Source organism: Roseateles agri (assembly GCF_034043675.1).
Lineage (GTDB): Bacteria > Pseudomonadota > Gammaproteobacteria > Burkholderiales > Burkholderiaceae_C > KK5.
This window is the reverse complement of sequence record NZ_JAXCLA010000007.1, coordinates 429926-445733: the sequence shown is the minus strand read 5'-3', so window position 1 is coordinate 445733 and position 15808 is coordinate 429926. Positions and strand designations below refer to the sequence as shown.

At 63.2% G+C, this 15808-nt stretch carries 13 protein-coding genes; 8 read left to right on the top strand and 5 right to left on the bottom strand.

The genetic code is table 11. From position 1 onward, the window contains the following. The first annotated feature begins 73 nt into the window (after positions 1 to 73). From SNE35_RS22365 to SNE35_RS22335, 7 genes are read left to right on the top strand one after another with little or no spacing between them, the layout of a single operon-like run. Positions 74 to 322, top strand: a complete 249-nt coding sequence (locus tag SNE35_RS22365; RefSeq protein WP_320425227.1) for an acyl carrier protein — start codon at positions 74 to 76, stop codon at positions 320 to 322. Then, entirely contained in the window at positions 319 to 1122 is an 804-nt protein-coding gene (locus SNE35_RS22360) for a hydrolase 2, exosortase A system-associated (RefSeq protein ID WP_320425226.1), read from the top strand. The genes SNE35_RS22365 and SNE35_RS22360 overlap by 4 nt, the downstream gene beginning before the upstream one ends. Continuing rightward, positions 1119 to 1979, top strand: coding sequence for a hydrolase 1, exosortase A system-associated (locus SNE35_RS22355; RefSeq protein WP_320425225.1), 861 nt, complete (start codon positions 1119 to 1121; stop codon positions 1977 to 1979). Before SNE35_RS22360 ends, SNE35_RS22355 begins: the two co-directional genes overlap by 4 nt. 16 nt (positions 1980 to 1995) lie before the next feature. Then, positions 1996 to 2739 (top strand): tetratricopeptide repeat protein, encoded by a 744-nt coding sequence (locus SNE35_RS22350; protein ID WP_320425224.1) that lies wholly within the window; start codon positions 1996 to 1998, stop codon positions 2737 to 2739. A gap of 3 nt (positions 2740 to 2742) precedes the next feature. Beyond that, positions 2743 to 3687 (top strand): glycosyltransferase family 2 protein, encoded by a 945-nt coding sequence (locus tag SNE35_RS22345; protein WP_320425223.1) that lies wholly within the window; start codon positions 2743 to 2745, stop codon positions 3685 to 3687. Then, positions 3684 to 4784: a glycosyltransferase family 4 protein gene (locus SNE35_RS22340; protein ID WP_320425222.1), complete on the top strand. Its 1101-nt coding sequence runs from the start codon at positions 3684 to 3686 to the stop codon at positions 4782 to 4784. The genes SNE35_RS22345 and SNE35_RS22340 overlap by 4 nt, the downstream gene beginning before the upstream one ends. A gap of 8 nt (positions 4785 to 4792) precedes the next feature. After that, complete coding sequence (locus SNE35_RS22335; protein ID WP_320425221.1) at positions 4793 to 5893, top strand: GNAT family N-acetyltransferase; 1101 nt, start codon at positions 4793 to 4795, stop codon at positions 5891 to 5893. Between the two features lie 67 nt (positions 5894 to 5960). Here the strand turns inward: SNE35_RS22335 and SNE35_RS22330 are convergent, their stop codons facing one another. The 4 genes from SNE35_RS22330 to SNE35_RS22315 form a co-directional block, all read right to left on the bottom strand. Continuing rightward, positions 5961 to 7052 carry a nucleotidyltransferase domain-containing protein gene (locus SNE35_RS22330; RefSeq protein ID WP_320425220.1) on the bottom strand — a complete coding sequence of 364 codons (1092 nt, stop codon included), beginning with the start codon at positions 7050 to 7052 and terminating at the stop codon, positions 5961 to 5963. Then, complete coding sequence (locus SNE35_RS22325) at positions 7049 to 7954, bottom strand: HprK-related kinase A (protein ID WP_320425219.1); 906 nt, start codon at positions 7952 to 7954, stop codon at positions 7049 to 7051. Before SNE35_RS22325 ends, SNE35_RS22330 begins: the two co-directional genes overlap by 4 nt. Further along, entirely contained in the window at positions 7951 to 8211 is a 261-nt protein-coding gene (locus tag SNE35_RS22320; RefSeq protein WP_320425218.1) for an HPr-rel-A system PqqD family peptide chaperone, read from the bottom strand. Before SNE35_RS22320 ends, SNE35_RS22325 begins: the two co-directional genes overlap by 4 nt. 110 nt (positions 8212 to 8321) lie before the next feature. Then, on the bottom strand, positions 8322 to 9020 hold the full coding sequence (locus SNE35_RS22315; protein ID WP_320425217.1) for a hypothetical protein: 699 nt from the start codon (positions 9018 to 9020) through the stop codon (positions 8322 to 8324). A gap of 608 nt (positions 9021 to 9628) precedes the next feature. Between SNE35_RS22315 and SNE35_RS22310 the strand changes: the two genes are divergently transcribed. Then, on the top strand, positions 9629 to 11344 hold the full coding sequence (locus SNE35_RS22310; protein WP_320425216.1) for an asparagine synthetase B family protein: 1716 nt from the start codon (positions 9629 to 9631) through the stop codon (positions 11342 to 11344). Between the two features lie 71 nt (positions 11345 to 11415). Here SNE35_RS22310 and SNE35_RS22305 read toward each other — a convergent pair whose 3' ends face one another. Continuing rightward, the gene (locus tag SNE35_RS22305; RefSeq protein WP_320425215.1) at positions 11416 to 15798 is read right to left on the bottom strand and encodes a PKD domain-containing protein; all 4383 of its coding nucleotides are present in this window, start codon (positions 15796 to 15798) and stop codon (positions 11416 to 11418) included. Positions 15799 to 15808 lie beyond the last annotated feature (10 nt).

The window sequence follows — 15808 nt, the reverse complement described above, 5'->3', positions numbered from 1 at the left end:
GAGCAGCTAAGATTCGCCCCGATCACGGGCCCCTGGGCGCCCGCCCCGCCTCCTCTGGACATCAATCAAAGCAATGGATACCGAAAAGCAAGTGCTGCGCATCTTGGACGAGGTCTTGAGCCTCAACGGCCGCAGCGCCGCATTCGACCGCTCGACGCATCTGCTCGGCGCGATCCCGGAGCTGGATTCGATGGCCGTGGTCAGCCTGATTACAGCGCTGGAGGAGCAGTTAGGTCTCGTTGTTGACGATGACGACATCGACGGCGACACCTTCGCCACCGTGGGCTCGCTGGCGGACTTCGTGGCCGCCCGGCTGGGTTGATCCCTCACCCCGACGTCTTCTTTCTGCCCGCAGCAGGCGGCGAGCAGCGGCTTTGTCTTTTTCATGCGCCCGAGGGTGCACCACAAAGCAAGGTGCTCTACCTGCACCCTTTTGCGGAAGAGATGAACAAATCTCGCCGCATGGCCGCCCTTGCTTGCCGCGCGCTGGCAAACGCCGGGCATGCAGTGCTGCAAATCGACCTGCGCGGCTGCGGAGATTCGTCGGCTGATTTTAGCGACGCGAGCTGGACCGACTGGCAGGCTGATGTACGGCTGGCCATGAACGAACTGGATGCCCGCGTGCCCGAAGCCCCTCTGTGGCTGTGGGGCCTGCGCGCGGGTGGTTTGCTGACCGCCTCTGACTGGGGCCGCCCGGTGAATCATCTCTTTTGGCAGCCGATGCTCAGCGGCAAATTGGCGTTGCAGCAGTTCCTGCGCTTGAAGCTCGCGTCCGAGATGGCGGGCGGGGCAAGCAAAGGGCTGATGGAGCAGATGAAGACAGAACTCGCCGCAGGCCGCGCCGTGGAAGTCGCGGGCTACCGGCTTGGGTCGGCACTCGCGTCCGGCTTGGAGGCGGCCCAGCTCACGCCCACGGGCTCGCCCGGCCGCGTCGAATGGCTGGAACTCAGCACCCGCGAAGAGGCAGCGCTAACGCCCGTCAGTGAACAATCCATTCAGCGCTGGCGCGACGCGGGCTGGATAGTCCGTGCACAGATCGTGCAAGGCGTCGGCTTCTGGGCCACGAGCGAGATCGAACTCGCACCCGCGCTGATCGCCAAGACAGTGAAAGCTCTGTCGTGAAAGAGTCGGTGCTGAATTTCGATTGCGAAGGCGAGCGCCTGATCGGCATCATGGCCGAGCCCGACAGCATGCCGGCAGAAGTCGGCGTGATCATCATCGTGGGCGGCCCGCAATACCGTGCAGGCAGCCACCGTCAGTTCACCTTGCTGGCTCGTCATCTCGCTACCAATGGCTTCGCAGCGCTGCGCTTCGACTACCGCAGCATGGGCGACAGTCCTGGCGAGTCGCGGGATTTTCTCGGCATCAGGGCCGACATCGCTGCCGCCATTGCCGCACTTGTGTCAGCGCGCCCCACGGTCAAGCGTGTCGCGCTGTGGGGTCTATGCGACGCCGCCTCCGCCGCGCTGCTCTATCTGGACACGACCCGTGATTCGCGCGTGTCTGGCCTCGTGCTGCTGAACCCCTGGGTACGCTCGGCCGCGACGCTGGCACAGGTGCACGTGAAGCACTATTACTGGAAACGGCTGCGCGAACCCGAATTTTGGCGCAAGCTGCTGCGCGGGGGCGTGGGGCTGAAGGCACTACGCACGCTGAGCAGCAACCTGCGCCTCGCCCGCAGCGCCACCGCTACGGATTCGCGCAGTTTTCAGAGCCGCATGGCCGATGGCCTGGAAGGATTCGCAGGAGAGGTGCTGCTGATCCTCAGCGGAGACGACCTCACCGCCAAGGAGTTCCTCGGGCACGCCACGCCATCAGTACACTGGCAGAAGTTGCTGACCCGGCCCAATCTGCGCCGTTTTGACCTGGATCACGCCGACCATACGCTGAGCCGGGCTCAGGACCAGTTGCTCGCCTTTGATTGGAGCGTCAGCGCCATACGATCGCTGACCACCCCGGGTTCGAGCCGCACCGAATAGCCATCACCACCCCGCCATGAACAAGACTTTCGAGTTTCCGAAGCTGGCTTTCCGGCCCGCTCGCTCAGGTTTATGCGTGTTTCTGTTTCTTGGGCTGATCCTGTCCGGCCCGTTGGCCCATGCGGTGTCGGAGAACAAGGCCCCCGCTCCGGCGGGTTGCGAACAATACTCAACGGGGCATTACGGCCCCTACGACTACCGAACGGCGCCCCAGCAGAGACGCGACTTGGTCGAGGACCATCACTTCACCGCCAAAGTGGAACAGTTGCAAGCCGGGCAGGAAGGATACGTCGGCGGAGACCTCAGCTACACGCTGGGCGCCTTCCCCAACCATCCACGCGCCATCGTCTCGATGATGCGACTTTCGGCAAGAACCAAGCAAGATCCCGTCCAGTACGCACAAATGTCACTGGAGTGCTATTTCCTGCGAGGTATCCGCTTCGCTCCAGATGACCTCGTATGGCGCATGCAGTACGCCGTTTTTCTCATCTCCCGCAACCGCGTACCGGATGCGATGAAAGTCGTCGATGAGGTGGCGGACCACGCAGGGGACGAAGGATTCACTCATTTCAATGCTGGCATGCTGTACTTCGACATGAAGGAGTACGACAAAGCGCTGGCGCAGGCGCACCGCGCGATGGCATTGGGGTTTAACCGCCCCGAACTGCATGATCGGCTGAGTTCCGTCGGTCGCTGGGTCGAGCCCGCTGCCGAAGCGGCCTCCGCGCCATCAGCCCCGGCCTCGGTAGCCGCACCCTGACGCATGGCCACCCTGCCCCGCGTCAGCGTCGTCATCCCCTGCTTCAACGCCACGCGCTACATCGCCGCGACGGTACGTTCCGTATTGGCGCAGACCGGCGTCGAACTTGAGGTCATAGTCGTGGACGACGGCTCGACCGACGATTCAGCAGCATGCGTGGCGCGTGAATTTCCGCAGGTCAGGCTGATCCGCCGAACCAACGCCGGCGTGGCCGCCGCCCGCAATGCCGGCATCGCCGCTGCAACCGGCGACTGGGTCGCTTTCTGTGACGCCGACGACATCTGGCTGCCCGGCAAACTGACTGCTCAATTCGAGGTCATCGCGGCCTCCCGAGGCTGCCGTATGAGCTACACGGCCTGGTACGTCTGGACCAGTGCCGAGCCCGAACCAGATCCCGCCCTGCTGCGAGAGATTGAAGTGGAAACTGATCAGTCGGCGAAGTGGACCGGCGCCACCGGCTGGCTGTATCCGGAACTGCTGCTGGACTGCGTCGTCTGGACCTCCACTGTACTGATGCAGCGCAGCTTGCTGGACGAGGTCGGCGTCTTCGACCCGGATTTGCGCATCGGCGAGGACTACGACCTTTGGCTGCGCACCTCGCGCGTGACGCCCATCGAACGCGTAGCGCGGCCGCTGGCGTTGTACCGTCAGCACCCAGCGAGCATCACCCGTACCACCCCGAGAGATAACTATCGCGGGCGAGTGATTCAGCGCGCGCTCGCCACCTGGGGCCTGGCCGGTCCCGACGGCCGCAAAGCCGACGCCACGGCCGTGCGCGACGGGCTTGCCGGCAGTTGGAGCGACTTTGCCTATGCCCAATTGCTATCCGGCCAGCGCAACGCGGCCAGGCGCAGTGCGCGGGAGGCATTGCGAATCCAGCCTGGTCACTGGCGCGGATGGAAGCTATTGCTTCGCTCCTGGCTGCCCGATGCGGCTCGTGCCGCATGAAGATTGGCCTCGTCGCCCGCTGCCTCAATACAGCCCATGTACGCGGCATGGGCAAGTACGTCCTTGAACTGCTGCGTCAAAGTGGCGAGGACGTCGCCTGGCACCTGTTCGCCGACGACACTCGCTACCCATTGCTCCATCCGCAAGGGCATCGCTTCACGCCGGACGTCTTCGAGTTTCGCGGCGATCGTTTCCGGCTGTGGGAGCAACTCGGCCTGCCGCTGCGTGCAGGACGCTTGCCGCTCGCGCTGTTGCACTGCACCGAAGGTGCGCTGCCGCTGTGGCAGCCGTTGCCGACCGTCGTCACGCTGCACGACACCCTCGCCTTCGAGGAACGCCCGGATACCGCAGCCGATCGCTTCTACTGGGATCAAGTAATTCCTGCTGCGCTCAAGCGCGCTGCCCACGTCATCACGATCAGCGAATCCTCGCAGCGCGACATCCTTGCCCGCTGGCCCGAACTGGAACCGCGCCTGACTGTCATTCACCACGGCATCGAGACGGCCTACTTAGAGCCACCCACCGCCGCCGTCCCGGACAGCCTGCGGCAGTCGCTGGGCGACGCAGCCTATGTCGTGTACCTGGGCGGCCCCATGAAGCGCAAGCGCTTCGACTGGGCATTGAAGGTACTCGCCAATCAGCCGGATGCATCGCTCAAGCTGGTCGCCTGCGGTTTCGGCGCCGACGCACGCAATGCAGCTCGCGTCGCGTTGCCCCACGAACTGCAGGGTCGCGTGCTGTTCGCCGAGTTCCTTTCAGACGCAGAGTTGCAAGCGCTCTACGCGAGCGCTGCCGCAGTGCTTTATCCAACGCTCTATGAAGGCTTTGGCTTCCCAGCCATCGAGGCGCAGGCGGCCGGTGTACCGGTGATCTTCAGTCCACTGGGTAGTCTCGCCGAGCTGGTGGGCCCGCTCGCAACGCTGGTGCCCGCCGATGATCTGGCCGCCTGGACGGCGGCACTGGACGGAGCGATCAAGCTGAGCCCCGAAGCCCGCGCCGAAAAAGCGGCAGCCGCACAGACATGGGCCGCCGGCTTCCGCTGGCAGGAGAGCTATCGCAAGCACCTGGACGTCTATCGCAAGGTCGCCCTCAAATGACAACGCCAATGACGGCCGCTCTTACAGAAGTCCAGGTCTACAACCACCCCAAGGACTTGCCGCCTACGGCGACCTTGCTGCTCGACCGTGCCGAACGACGGCATATCGAGTTCGGCGCGGACTGGCTCGCCAACCTGATTGACCACGTCCATGGCCGCGAGCCGCACGCGCATCAAGTACGCATCTTCGTGCTGCAACGGCGGGGCCGTGCGCTAGCGGTGCTACCCACCGTGGCCCAGACCGGTGTGCTCGGACGCGAAGTCAGCGCACTGGCCAACTTTTATACGGCCCTGTTCGCACCGGCGCTGGACGACGGCATCACGGCTGAGGACCTGCTGCCGCTGACGCAGGCGTTGCGCCGGACGGGTCAAGGCGTCGCGGTCTACCGTTTTGCGCCGATGGACCCGCACTCGCCCGAGTTCGCAACGCTTACGCGCTCACTCAGGCTGGCGGGCCTGCGCCCGTATGAATACTTCGCATTCGGCAATTGGTACGAGCCGGTCCGGCAGAGCTGGGCCGATTACCTGAAGGACCGCAACAGTCAGGTGCGCAACACGATCAAGCGCAACGCGAAGAAGTTCGCGGCAGAGGGCGGACGGTTGGAAGTCATCCAAGGCGCCGAGCGGCTGGAACAAGGGCTTGCTGCCTACCAGGCCGTCTACGCGAAGAGCTGGAAGGTCCCGGAACCGTACCCGGATTTCGTGCCCGGCCTGATCCGCCTCTGTGCACAACGTGGATGGTTGCGCCTGGGCGTGGCCTGGCTCGGCGCCGATGCCGTGGCCGCTCAGATCTGGATCGTCGCCAACGGCCGTGCCGACATCTTCAAACTCGCGTACGACGAGGCCTATAAATCGCTGGCCCCCGGCACGCTGCTGACCGCGCTGCTGATGGAACAGGTCATCGACACCGACAAAGTGTGTGAGATCGACTACCTGATCGGCGACGATGCTTACAAAGCCGCTTGGATGAGTCAACGCCGTGAGCGCTTCGGTCTTATCGCGTACGACCCGCTGACGCTGCGCGGGCTGCTGGGGTTGGCGCGTCAAATCGCTGGCAATGCGCGGCGCCGCCTGCATGCCCGACCCGCAAGCAAGCCGGTTAACCCGTGACGAGGAGTGCTCCGGAGCCTGAGACGCCTATGCACCGTCCTGGCTGTTGCGCCGCCCGCCTTTACCTTTAATTGGATTCAGTCTCCGGCTCAGGCCGCATGCGCAACCACGCCTTGCGCGCCAGGTGCTGCGCCAGTAGTCCGAGCGGCATGCGCAGCCAGTGCGAGCGAACATATAGCGCCAGCCGCGTCAGGCCGGTGAGCGATGTGTCGCAACTGGCGTGTGCGGGCATCAGCGCGCGTTCGTAGCAGGCGTCCAGCAGTTTCTGAAAGCGCGGCGCGTCCACCGCTGCCTGCTCCATCACGTCCGCCGGGACGGGCGTACCCAGAAGCCGTGTCGTGTAGCGTAGCGCGTGGAACAGCGGGCGCGTCAGCCCCAGCACGCGGGCGCGCGGCACGAGCGCGGCCCAGAACGCTGTATCGCGGCCGAAGTCACGAAGCAGCGCGTCCAGATCGAACAGATCGCGCAGGCCCTTTTCCAGTTCACCCTCGTGGAACAGGTGAGCCGCACTGTGGAGCGTCATGGTCACCGGCGCAAGCACACGCACGCCCGGCTGATGCGGCAGCGTGCGCGTGTCCTCGAACAGCGCCGCAGTGTTGACTCGTACGCGCGCCGTAGGCGGGAGGATGGTGTGATGCACGTCCAGACTGCTGCCGCGCTGCAAGTGCGTCAACGGCGGTATCTCGTGCATCCACTCGCGGTAATAACGCCTGTCGTAGTCGTCCAGGTCATCGGGAAACTGCCAGCCCTGAGCCAGCAGCGCTGCCTCGATCTCGGCGATGCGCGCCTGCGGTACGAGGATATCCACGTCGCCGAACACCCGGCCTTCGCTGGCGGGCAGCCCGGCCATCAGATAGGCCGTGCCCTTGAGCAGGATGGGCTCGAAGCCCAGCGGCGCGAGCGCGGCACGAATGTGACTCACCTCCCAGTGCGTCAGCTTCGCCTGCCGCTGCGCCGTCAGCAGTGCGGCGTACAGGTGGTGGCGCGGACCAGGCGGCACGCGATCCAGCATCGGCTGGAGCAGCACGGCCAGTTTGGTCAGCAGTAGCCCACGCCGCGCCTGGCGCAGCAACAAATCCCAGTCCAGCGGGCTCAGCGCCAGCGCCGCTGTCGGATCGAGCAGAACGTGCAGTAGCAGGCGCGCGCGCGGGAGGCTCATCGGGTCAGATCGGCGATGCATTGGACGGCCTCGTCCAGTGCCGAATAAGTGAACTCGAGGCACTCGCAGCGCTCCACAAGGTCGGCAGTGGCTTCGAAGCCCTGGCGGCCATGAATGTCGTAGTTGAACGCCTGCTCGGCCAGCAATAAAAGCATGCGCGCCTTGGGCAAAGGTGCCAATGCGGGCGCGGCACCGGCCGTGTAACGCGGGATGATGATCCACGCAGGCTGCGCCGACTCCAACACGCGCGCCACACTGTCGCCGGGTGCCTTCATCAGCGCCAGCGTACCCTTGGTCGTGTCCGGCACCGGCCGCGTCAGCTCGGCCTGCGGTGCAAAGCGGCGGATCAGGTCGATGGAGACGTTCTTCAGGTTCACCGGCCGCCCCATACCGCGCACCTGCTGGCTCGTGATGTCGTAGAGCGTGATTTCATCCGACATCAGTCTCCAGCCGCGATGCGCCAGCGCGGCGCTCAGCGTGCTCTTGCCTGAGCCCGGCGGCGCGGGCATCACCAGCGCCCGGCCGCCGCGCTCCAAAGCCGCCGCGTGGTAGGACAGATACGGATGGGCCATCGTGCTGACAGCCCAGTTCAGCCCCCACTCGATCATGTGAAAGCCTTGCTCTGCAGGCAGCATGCTGAAAGCGGGCTCGCCGTCGGCAAAAAAGCGCGCCATCGGCTTGTACCAACGCCGCAGCCCATGCTCGCGCAGCACTTCGAGGTGGAAATCCGCAAAGTCTTCAGGCTCGCCCACTTCAAAATCTGCATACAGCCGCTGCAAATCCTCGGCCACGCGATCCAAGTCGGAGCGCAGGCGGGCGACAAAGGGCGGTGCCTGCAACATCAGTTCGCCCCGCGACAGCTTTTTACGCAAATCGCGCGGCGACAGGTCACGGACTTTCATGCGGGCGCAACCAACTGCTCGATCAAGCCCAGGCCGAGCAAGGATTGCAATTGGCGTTCAAGGAAGGAGTGCACCGTCGCTTGATCCATGTCGTCGGGAACAGCGTCGGCCAGTTCGACGGCCAACTCAGGAATAGACAACGCTTGCCGCATCAGCAATTCGAGCAATTCCATTGCCAACGCGTCCAGCACGTGCGTGTCGCCTGAGGCATCGTCGTAGACGGCGCTCAGGCCATCGTCCCAATCCCGCCATGCCATGTCCGCAGGGCGGCCAACCGTCCACCGAGAGTCGTGCATCGGAATTCAGGCGCCGAAAAAAGACAAAACGCCCGAAGCTGCGGGCGTTCTGGCGGGCATGAGCACGACAGTCAGCTGACCTTGCCGATCTTGTTGTTCTGCAGATAGTTCAGCACATCTACAGCTCGCCAAGTCTTGCCATCCGGCCCGATTCCACCGTTGGGGACACAATTGCCCAAGGTCGTTAGTTGGTTTTTGAGATAAGTGTCGAGGACGCAAGTCTCGGTATTTGTGGTTGTCGTGATCTGGCAGTTCAGCCAAGCCACAATCACGGCTTGCTGGGCTTGAGAGCAGCCAGCAGCGCCACTCACCACGTCCCAGCACGTGACCGTACCACCGATACCAGCAGTACCTGCAGAGTTGCCGCATGCCTGCCCGACGGTGTAGTTCTTGACCTTTGCAAGTGTCAAGTCAGCGCAATTGATTCGGTTCGCTTTCCAGCCGGTGCACGTTGCGTAGTCGACCTTGTTCACCGTCTGTTTGCCACACCACGTAGCCCTGTCATAACAGGCAACCGTCGTCACCCGGCCAGAATTTACCAGCCGTGTGTACTGGCTGGCGTTCGTGGCAAGTGCCTGCATCGACCCCCAGGCAGATGCCGAGAAACATTGCCCATTGGCGGTAGTTGTAGTGGTAGCCAACACCGGTCGACTATTCAGCGTCAATGCTACCGGTATCAGCCCCGCGCCACCCTTGATGAAGCGGCGGCGGCGCGCTGAGGCGGGCGTGGCGGGCACGGATTGCGCGTCGGTGTTCGGGCGTTCGCTCATGAGGGTTCCTTCTTCAAGGCTGCACGGACGGGGACAGCGATGGCGGTTTGAGTACGGAGTATTCCACACAAGGCTTTACAACGGGCTGCGTGCGCCCCCGCAATTGAGTGGACGGCCATAGGGCGGATGTTGAAAAAGTGTCACGTGCCGCGTGCCTTGCTTCTTCCCATCAGGCGCCGGTCCATGAAGGACAATGGCAGCACCATCGAAGAAGCTGGAGCAGCCTCATGTCGCGCACTGACGCCCTGCAAATCTCGTCGAACAAGTCCGGGCCGGCATTGACGCCGTCGCAAAGGCGGCCCAACAGCGCCATCCGACAGATCACACAGGAGCAACAAACGTTGGCGACGTGGCGCAAGAACATCACGGCGTATGGCCCAACTTAAATCGCATATGGCCGATGTGGAGATAGGCTTCCGCATGGAGTTCGGCTGAAATCCGGTTAGCGCATAAATCCTCACATGCTGGGCGGGATCCTCCAGCAGATAAGCGGCCAGTGACAATCCGGGTGAGCCAATAGCAGCGCGATATGCACATGCTGGGCGATATGAAAATGGCCAAGCGCTGGCTTAAACGCCAAAGGCAATTGCACAACGGAGCCGAGTTCGTTGACTTCGACTTCGATCTCGATCCATTTTGAGTTTCGTATACGAATGCCCTCCCCCAATCTGCCACCAGAAACCCCCTTCGCCATCGGCACACCCCGCTTCGCCGCACCTGTCGCTGACGCATTGACCGGATGGCAACAGGCCTACGCAACACGCGGTGCCAACTGCGCAGCCGACCTCGGCGGCGAGTTCGCGGTCGCGCTCGACCTGCCTGGCGGCGGCACTTATCTGGCCGTGGACCGCTTTGCCACCCACAGCCTCTGCTACGCGGTGCATGACGGCCGCATGCACTACGCAACGCGCGCCGACGTATTGGCGCGGCGCCTAGGCACACGCGACATCGACCCACAAGCCGTCTTCGACTACCTGTTCCACCACTGCATCCCGTCGCCGCGCACCATCTACGCGGGTATCCACCGCCTGCCGCCCGCGCACTACGCGCTGTTCGAGAACGGCAAGCTGACCGTTGCGCCCTATTGGACGCCGCGCTTCGACGAACAAATCCGACCCAACTTCACTGAGTTGCGCGACGAGTTTCGAAGCATCCTGCGTTCTGCCGTGCGTGAGCGCATCTCGAGTGACGGCCAGACCGCCTGCTTCCTCAGCGGCGGTACCGACAGCTCCACCATCTGCGGGCTGTTGCGCGAGGCCACCGGCCAGCCGCCCGCCAGCTACTCCATCGGCTTCGAGGCCGAGGGCTACGACGAGATGGAGTACGCGCGCATCGCCGCCAAGGCCTACGGCGCAGACCATCACGAGTACTACGTGACGCCCGCCGACCTCGTGAAGGCCATCCCCGACGTGGCCGCGTACTATGACCAGCCCTTCGGTAACTCATCCGCAGTGCCCGCCTTCTACTGCGCCAGCAAAGCCCGCGCCGATGGCTATACGCGCTTGCTAGCGGGCGACGGCGGTGACGAACTGTTCGGCGGCAACACGCGCTACGCCAAGGAAAGCGTGTTCGACATCTATTACCGCGTGCCCGCCGCACTGCGCGCCATTGGTGACCCGCTGCTGTTGAACCCGCTGGTCGCCAATATCCCGTTGCTGAAAAAGGGAGCGAGCTACATCCACCAGGCTCGCGTGCCAATGCCCGACCGAATGCAAAGCTACAACCTGCTGGACCGCCTAGGACTCGCCGAAATATTCACGCCCGCCTTCTTGGCAGCCGTCAATGCGAACGCACCGCGCGACCACCAGCGCGCGGCCTGGCTTGCTGGACCTCAAAGCGCGAGCCTCATCAACCAGATGCTGGCCTTCGATTGGCGCTATACGCTGGCCGAGAACGACCTGCCCAAGGTCATGGGCACTGCGGGCCTGGCAGGCGTGGATGTCAGCTTCCCCTTGCTCGACACGCGACTGCTGGATTTTTCACTGAAGCTACCTACCAGCTACAAGCTCAAGGGCCTGAAGTTGCGCTGGTTTTTCAAGGAGGCGCTGCGCGGCTTCCTGCCAGACGAGATCCTGACGAAGAAGAAGCACGGCTTCGGTCTGCCCTTCGGCCCATGGGCCGTGAAGGACGCGGCGCTGAACGCATTGGCCGCGGAGTCACTGCGCGGCGTGGCGGAGCGCGGCTTGGTGCGTACCGAGTTCGTGGACAGCCTGCTGACGCAACGACTCAAGGAGCACGCCGGCTTCTACGGCGAAATGGTGTGGATCCTGATGATGCTGGAGCAGTGGCTGCGCCAGCACGCACCGGACTACCGTTTCGCGTGAGCCTCGGCCACGCCGGGCAGAACTACCAGCATGGCCTGAGCGACGCCTTGAAGATCAGGGCGCCGTCCGCGTCATTGGGGCGCTGTCCACGCCTCCACCTCGACGATGCGCGAGAGGTAGTAGGCCGAGCTGTTCACCTGAACGCGGATGCGCTGCGTCGTGATGGGGGCGAAGCTGAACTGACGCCACACCTTGTTGTTGCCGGTGACGTTGCCGCCAGGCACCGCCACCCAGGCCGCACCATTCCAGTACTGAACGCTGAAATCCGTGATGCCGTAGTTGCTGAAGGTCATCGCCAGCGTCGGCACCGACGGTGATGACGAGTTGTCCTGCAAGGTGAACACATCGATCTCGCTGATCGTCTGTGCGCCGTTGAAGTCGATCTGCACCCAGTCCGGGTAGACCCCCGCCGTGCCATCCGCCCAAGCCCCTCCGGCGCCCCAGTTCAACCCGCGCCGATCACCGTTGTTCACAGCACTCGCAGGATAGTTGGAATCGAACACGCTGGACGCCGTTGCCACCCCACCGTTGGCGGAGGCCGCAACGTTGATGGCCACACTCCCGGCCACCGTGATCACCACCGTTTGCATCTTGCTGCTGCTCAGGCCCGCCGCGTCGGTCACCGTCAAGGTCACCGTGTAGCTGCCCGCCGCTGCATAGCTCTTCGTGACCGACACGCCGCTGGCGCTGGTGCCATCCCCGAAGGTCCACGCATAGCTCGCGATCGCGCCTTCCGCATCGGTACTCCCCGCGCCTGAGAAGCTCAGGTTGGCTCCCACCAGCCCGCTCGCCGGGCCGCTGATAGCCGCCACCGGCGCCTGATTCGTCGGCGCCGTGATCGCCACCGCCTGTGTCTTGCTGTTGCTCAGGCCAGCCGCATCGGTCACCGTCAGGGTCACCGTGTAGTTACCCGCCGCGGCATAGCTCTTCGTGACCGACACGCCGCTGGCGCTGGTGCCGTCTCCGAATGTCCACGCATAGCTCGCGATCGCGCCTTCCGCATCGGTACTCCCCGCGCCGGAGAAGCTCAGGCTGGCTCCCACCTGCCCGCTTGTCGGGCCGCTGATATTGGCCACCGGTGCCTGATTCGTGGGCGCCGTGATCGCCACCGCCTGTGTCTTGCTGTTGCTCAAGCCAGCCGCATCGGTCACCGTCAGGGTCACCGTGTAGTTGCCCGCCGCGGTATAGCTCTTCGTGACCGACACGCCGCTGGCGCTGGTGCCGTCTCCGAAGGTCCACGCATAGCTCGCGATCGCGCCTTCCGCATCGGTACTCCCCGCGCCTGAGAAGCTCAGGCTGGCTCCCACCTGCCCGCTCGTCGGACCGCTGATGGCCGCCACCGGCGCCTGGTTCGCCATGCTCCCCGGCGTCCACGCCTCCACCTCGGCGATGCGCGAGAGGTAGTAGGCCGAGTTGTTCACCTGAACACGGATGCGCTGCGTCGTGATGGGGGCAAAGCTGAACTGACGCCACACCTTGTTGTTGCCGGTGACGTTGCCGCCAGGCACCGCCACCCAGGCCGCACCATTCCAGTACTGAACGCTGAAATCCGTGATGCCGTAGTTGCTGAAGGTCATCGCCAGCGTCGGCACCGACGGTGATGACGAGTTGTCCTGCAAGGTGAACACATCGATCTCGCTGATCGTCTGTGCGCCGTTGAAGTCGATCTGCACCCAGTCCGGGTAGACCCCCGCCGTGCCATCCGCCCAAGCCCCTCCGGCGCCCCAGTTCAACCCGCGCCGATCACCGTTGTTCACAGCACTCGCAGGATAGTTGGAATCGAACACGCTGGACGCCGTTGCCACCCCACCGTTGGCGGAGGCCGCAACGTTGATGGCCACACTCCCGGCCACCGTGATCACCACCGTTTGCATCTTGCTGCTGCTCAGGCCCGCCGCGTCGGTCACCGTCAAGGTCACCGTGTAGCTGCCCGCCGCTGCATAGCTCTTCGTGACCGACACGCCGCTGGCGCTGGTGCCATCCCCGAAGGTCCACGCATAGCTCGCGATCGCGCCTTCCGCATCGGTACTCCCCGCGCCGGAGAAGCTCAGGTTGGCTCCCACCAGCCCGCTCGCCGGGCCGCTGATAGCCGCCACCGGTGCCTGATTCGCGCCGCTCCCCGGCGTCCAGGCTTCGACCTCGACGATACGCGAGAAATTATTCAACGCATTGCTGACAAGGACCCGGATGCGCGGCGTATTCACCGGCGGAAAGGTGAATTGCCGCCACACCTTGTTATTGCCGGTGACATTCCCGCCTTGCACATCGACCCAGTTAGCGCCGTCCCAATATTGCACCTCGTACTGCGTGACGCCATAGGTACTGAAGGTCATATCCAAGGTCGGCACCGACGGTGACGCGGTGTTGTCCTGCAAGGTGAAGACATCAATTTCGCTGATCGTCTGCGTACCGTTGAAATCGATCTGGACCCAATCCGGATAAATACCTTTGGTGCCGTCATTCCATCCGCCGCCCGCATTCCAGTTCAGCCCGCGGCGATCACCGTTGTTGACCGCAGCCACCGGATAGCGCGTGTCATAGACGCTTGAGGCAGAGGCGACGCCACCGTTGGCGGCCAAGGCCACATTGGTCGCGACGCCCGCGGGCGCCTGAACCGCAAATGGCACCGATTGGACGGCGCTCAGACCACGGTTATCGGTCACAGTCAAGGTAACCTTGTACGTGCCGAGATAAGGATATATCTTGCTGACGCTGATGCCGCTTGCAGAAGTGCCGTCACCGAAGTCCCAGGCGTACGACGCGATGGCCCCATTGGGCGAGCTACTTGACGCGGCGGAAAACTGTGCTGCAGTCCCGGCAGATCCCATTGCGGGCTGCACGTTAAAACTCGCGATCGGAGGCGAATAGGCAGCTGGCGAAACCACGACTTGGCCGCTTGTCGTGGATACCGCGCCCAGCGAGTCGGTCACCGTCAGCGTGACTGTATATGTGCCCGCGCTCGCATAAACCTTCGTCGCAGAAGATCCAAGCGCCGTCGTGCCATCGCCGAAGTCCCAGGCATAGCTCGCGATATTGTTCTCGGCATCGGTACTGCTGGAGGCGGAAAAGCTGCTGAAAATCCCCGCCTGCACGCCCGATGGTAGCGAAATCACTGCCGTCGGAGCAGAGTTCAGGCGCAGGCAAAGCTCCCATACGCCGAAAATCGCAGCGCCCCTGGACTCCCCATAGACAGAATAGCCGCAGCCAGTGCTCGGCGCGAAAGTCGTCAGTGCCAGACTGACATTCCCGGGATTGGTCGCAGGAACCTGCTGCTGCGTCCACGACAATGTTTGCGTATCAAAGGTCCAGACATCGTCCAACAAGGTGCCTGCTGATGACACGCCACCGAACAGGACGACCACGCCGTTCTTGGAATCGAAATACATCTGCGCCTGATTGCGCCCACTGGGATGCACGGCCGCAGTGACCGCCGTCCAAGTATTAACCGCTGGATCGTAAAGCCAGGTGTCGTCGATATTGTCGCCATTGGTACAACGCACGGAATTTCGGTCGTAGCACAACCCGCCGAAAAGTACGAAGCGTCGATTGATGGAATCGTAGACGAACTGGTTTTCAATTTGACCGCGAGCGGGCGGCGAAGTCCCTTGACCCGCGGGAATGGCAAGCTGGAAGTTTTTCCCAGCAAAATCCAAGCGGAACAAGGCGTTGTCGTCGCTGGCCCCGCCAAACATATATGCATTGATGCCATCCGCGGCAAAGCCCGGACTCCGTCGTTCGGTCGGCGCCAAGCCGGTATAGCCCCAGTGACGCTGCATCAGTTTGCTGTACTGTCCCGTCGACAGGTCGTACGCCCAAGTGCCGCTGCCGAAGTCCGCGTAGATCGAATATGCCGAACCCGCGACAATGCCGATATCGTTGTCCAGTTTGAGTGTCTTGAGGCTGGCGTTATACGACAGGACCACGGCAGTGCCGCTCCCGGAATTTCGTACAATCCAATCCTTGTAGAAATCATCAGTCGTCGCAGGCAGCGTGGGATCCACAACGTTTTTTGCCGCCGTGCCAGCACCAGCGGACCGCACAAAACCTGGCTGGCTTTCGCATGAATACCCGCGCCCGCCATTCCAAAGCCAGAAATAGTTGTTTATGGGGTCGAAGACGACGCCACTTTCGTCGGACCCATTTGGCCGATTAAATGAGGTATTGCCGCCGCAACTATCGTTTGGATCAAGTACCGTCCAAGATTTGGCCAGCGGATCGAATGCCCAAATATCGTTGAGATAGGCGCCCCCCCCTGCTCCGCCCCATAGCACGGCCTTATTGAGCGAGTCCACCCACGTCATCGCACTCCACTCCCGCCAGGTCGGCGCGTTGCTGGTGGAGACCAAACGCCAGGTGGCAATGTAGTCCGCAGCGCGCGCCGTGGTCACCAGTCCCAGAGAGCCGATGAAGGCAGCAAACACGATGCTGCGCAGCGAGCAAAGAAGGACACGCATGGGAGGCCTA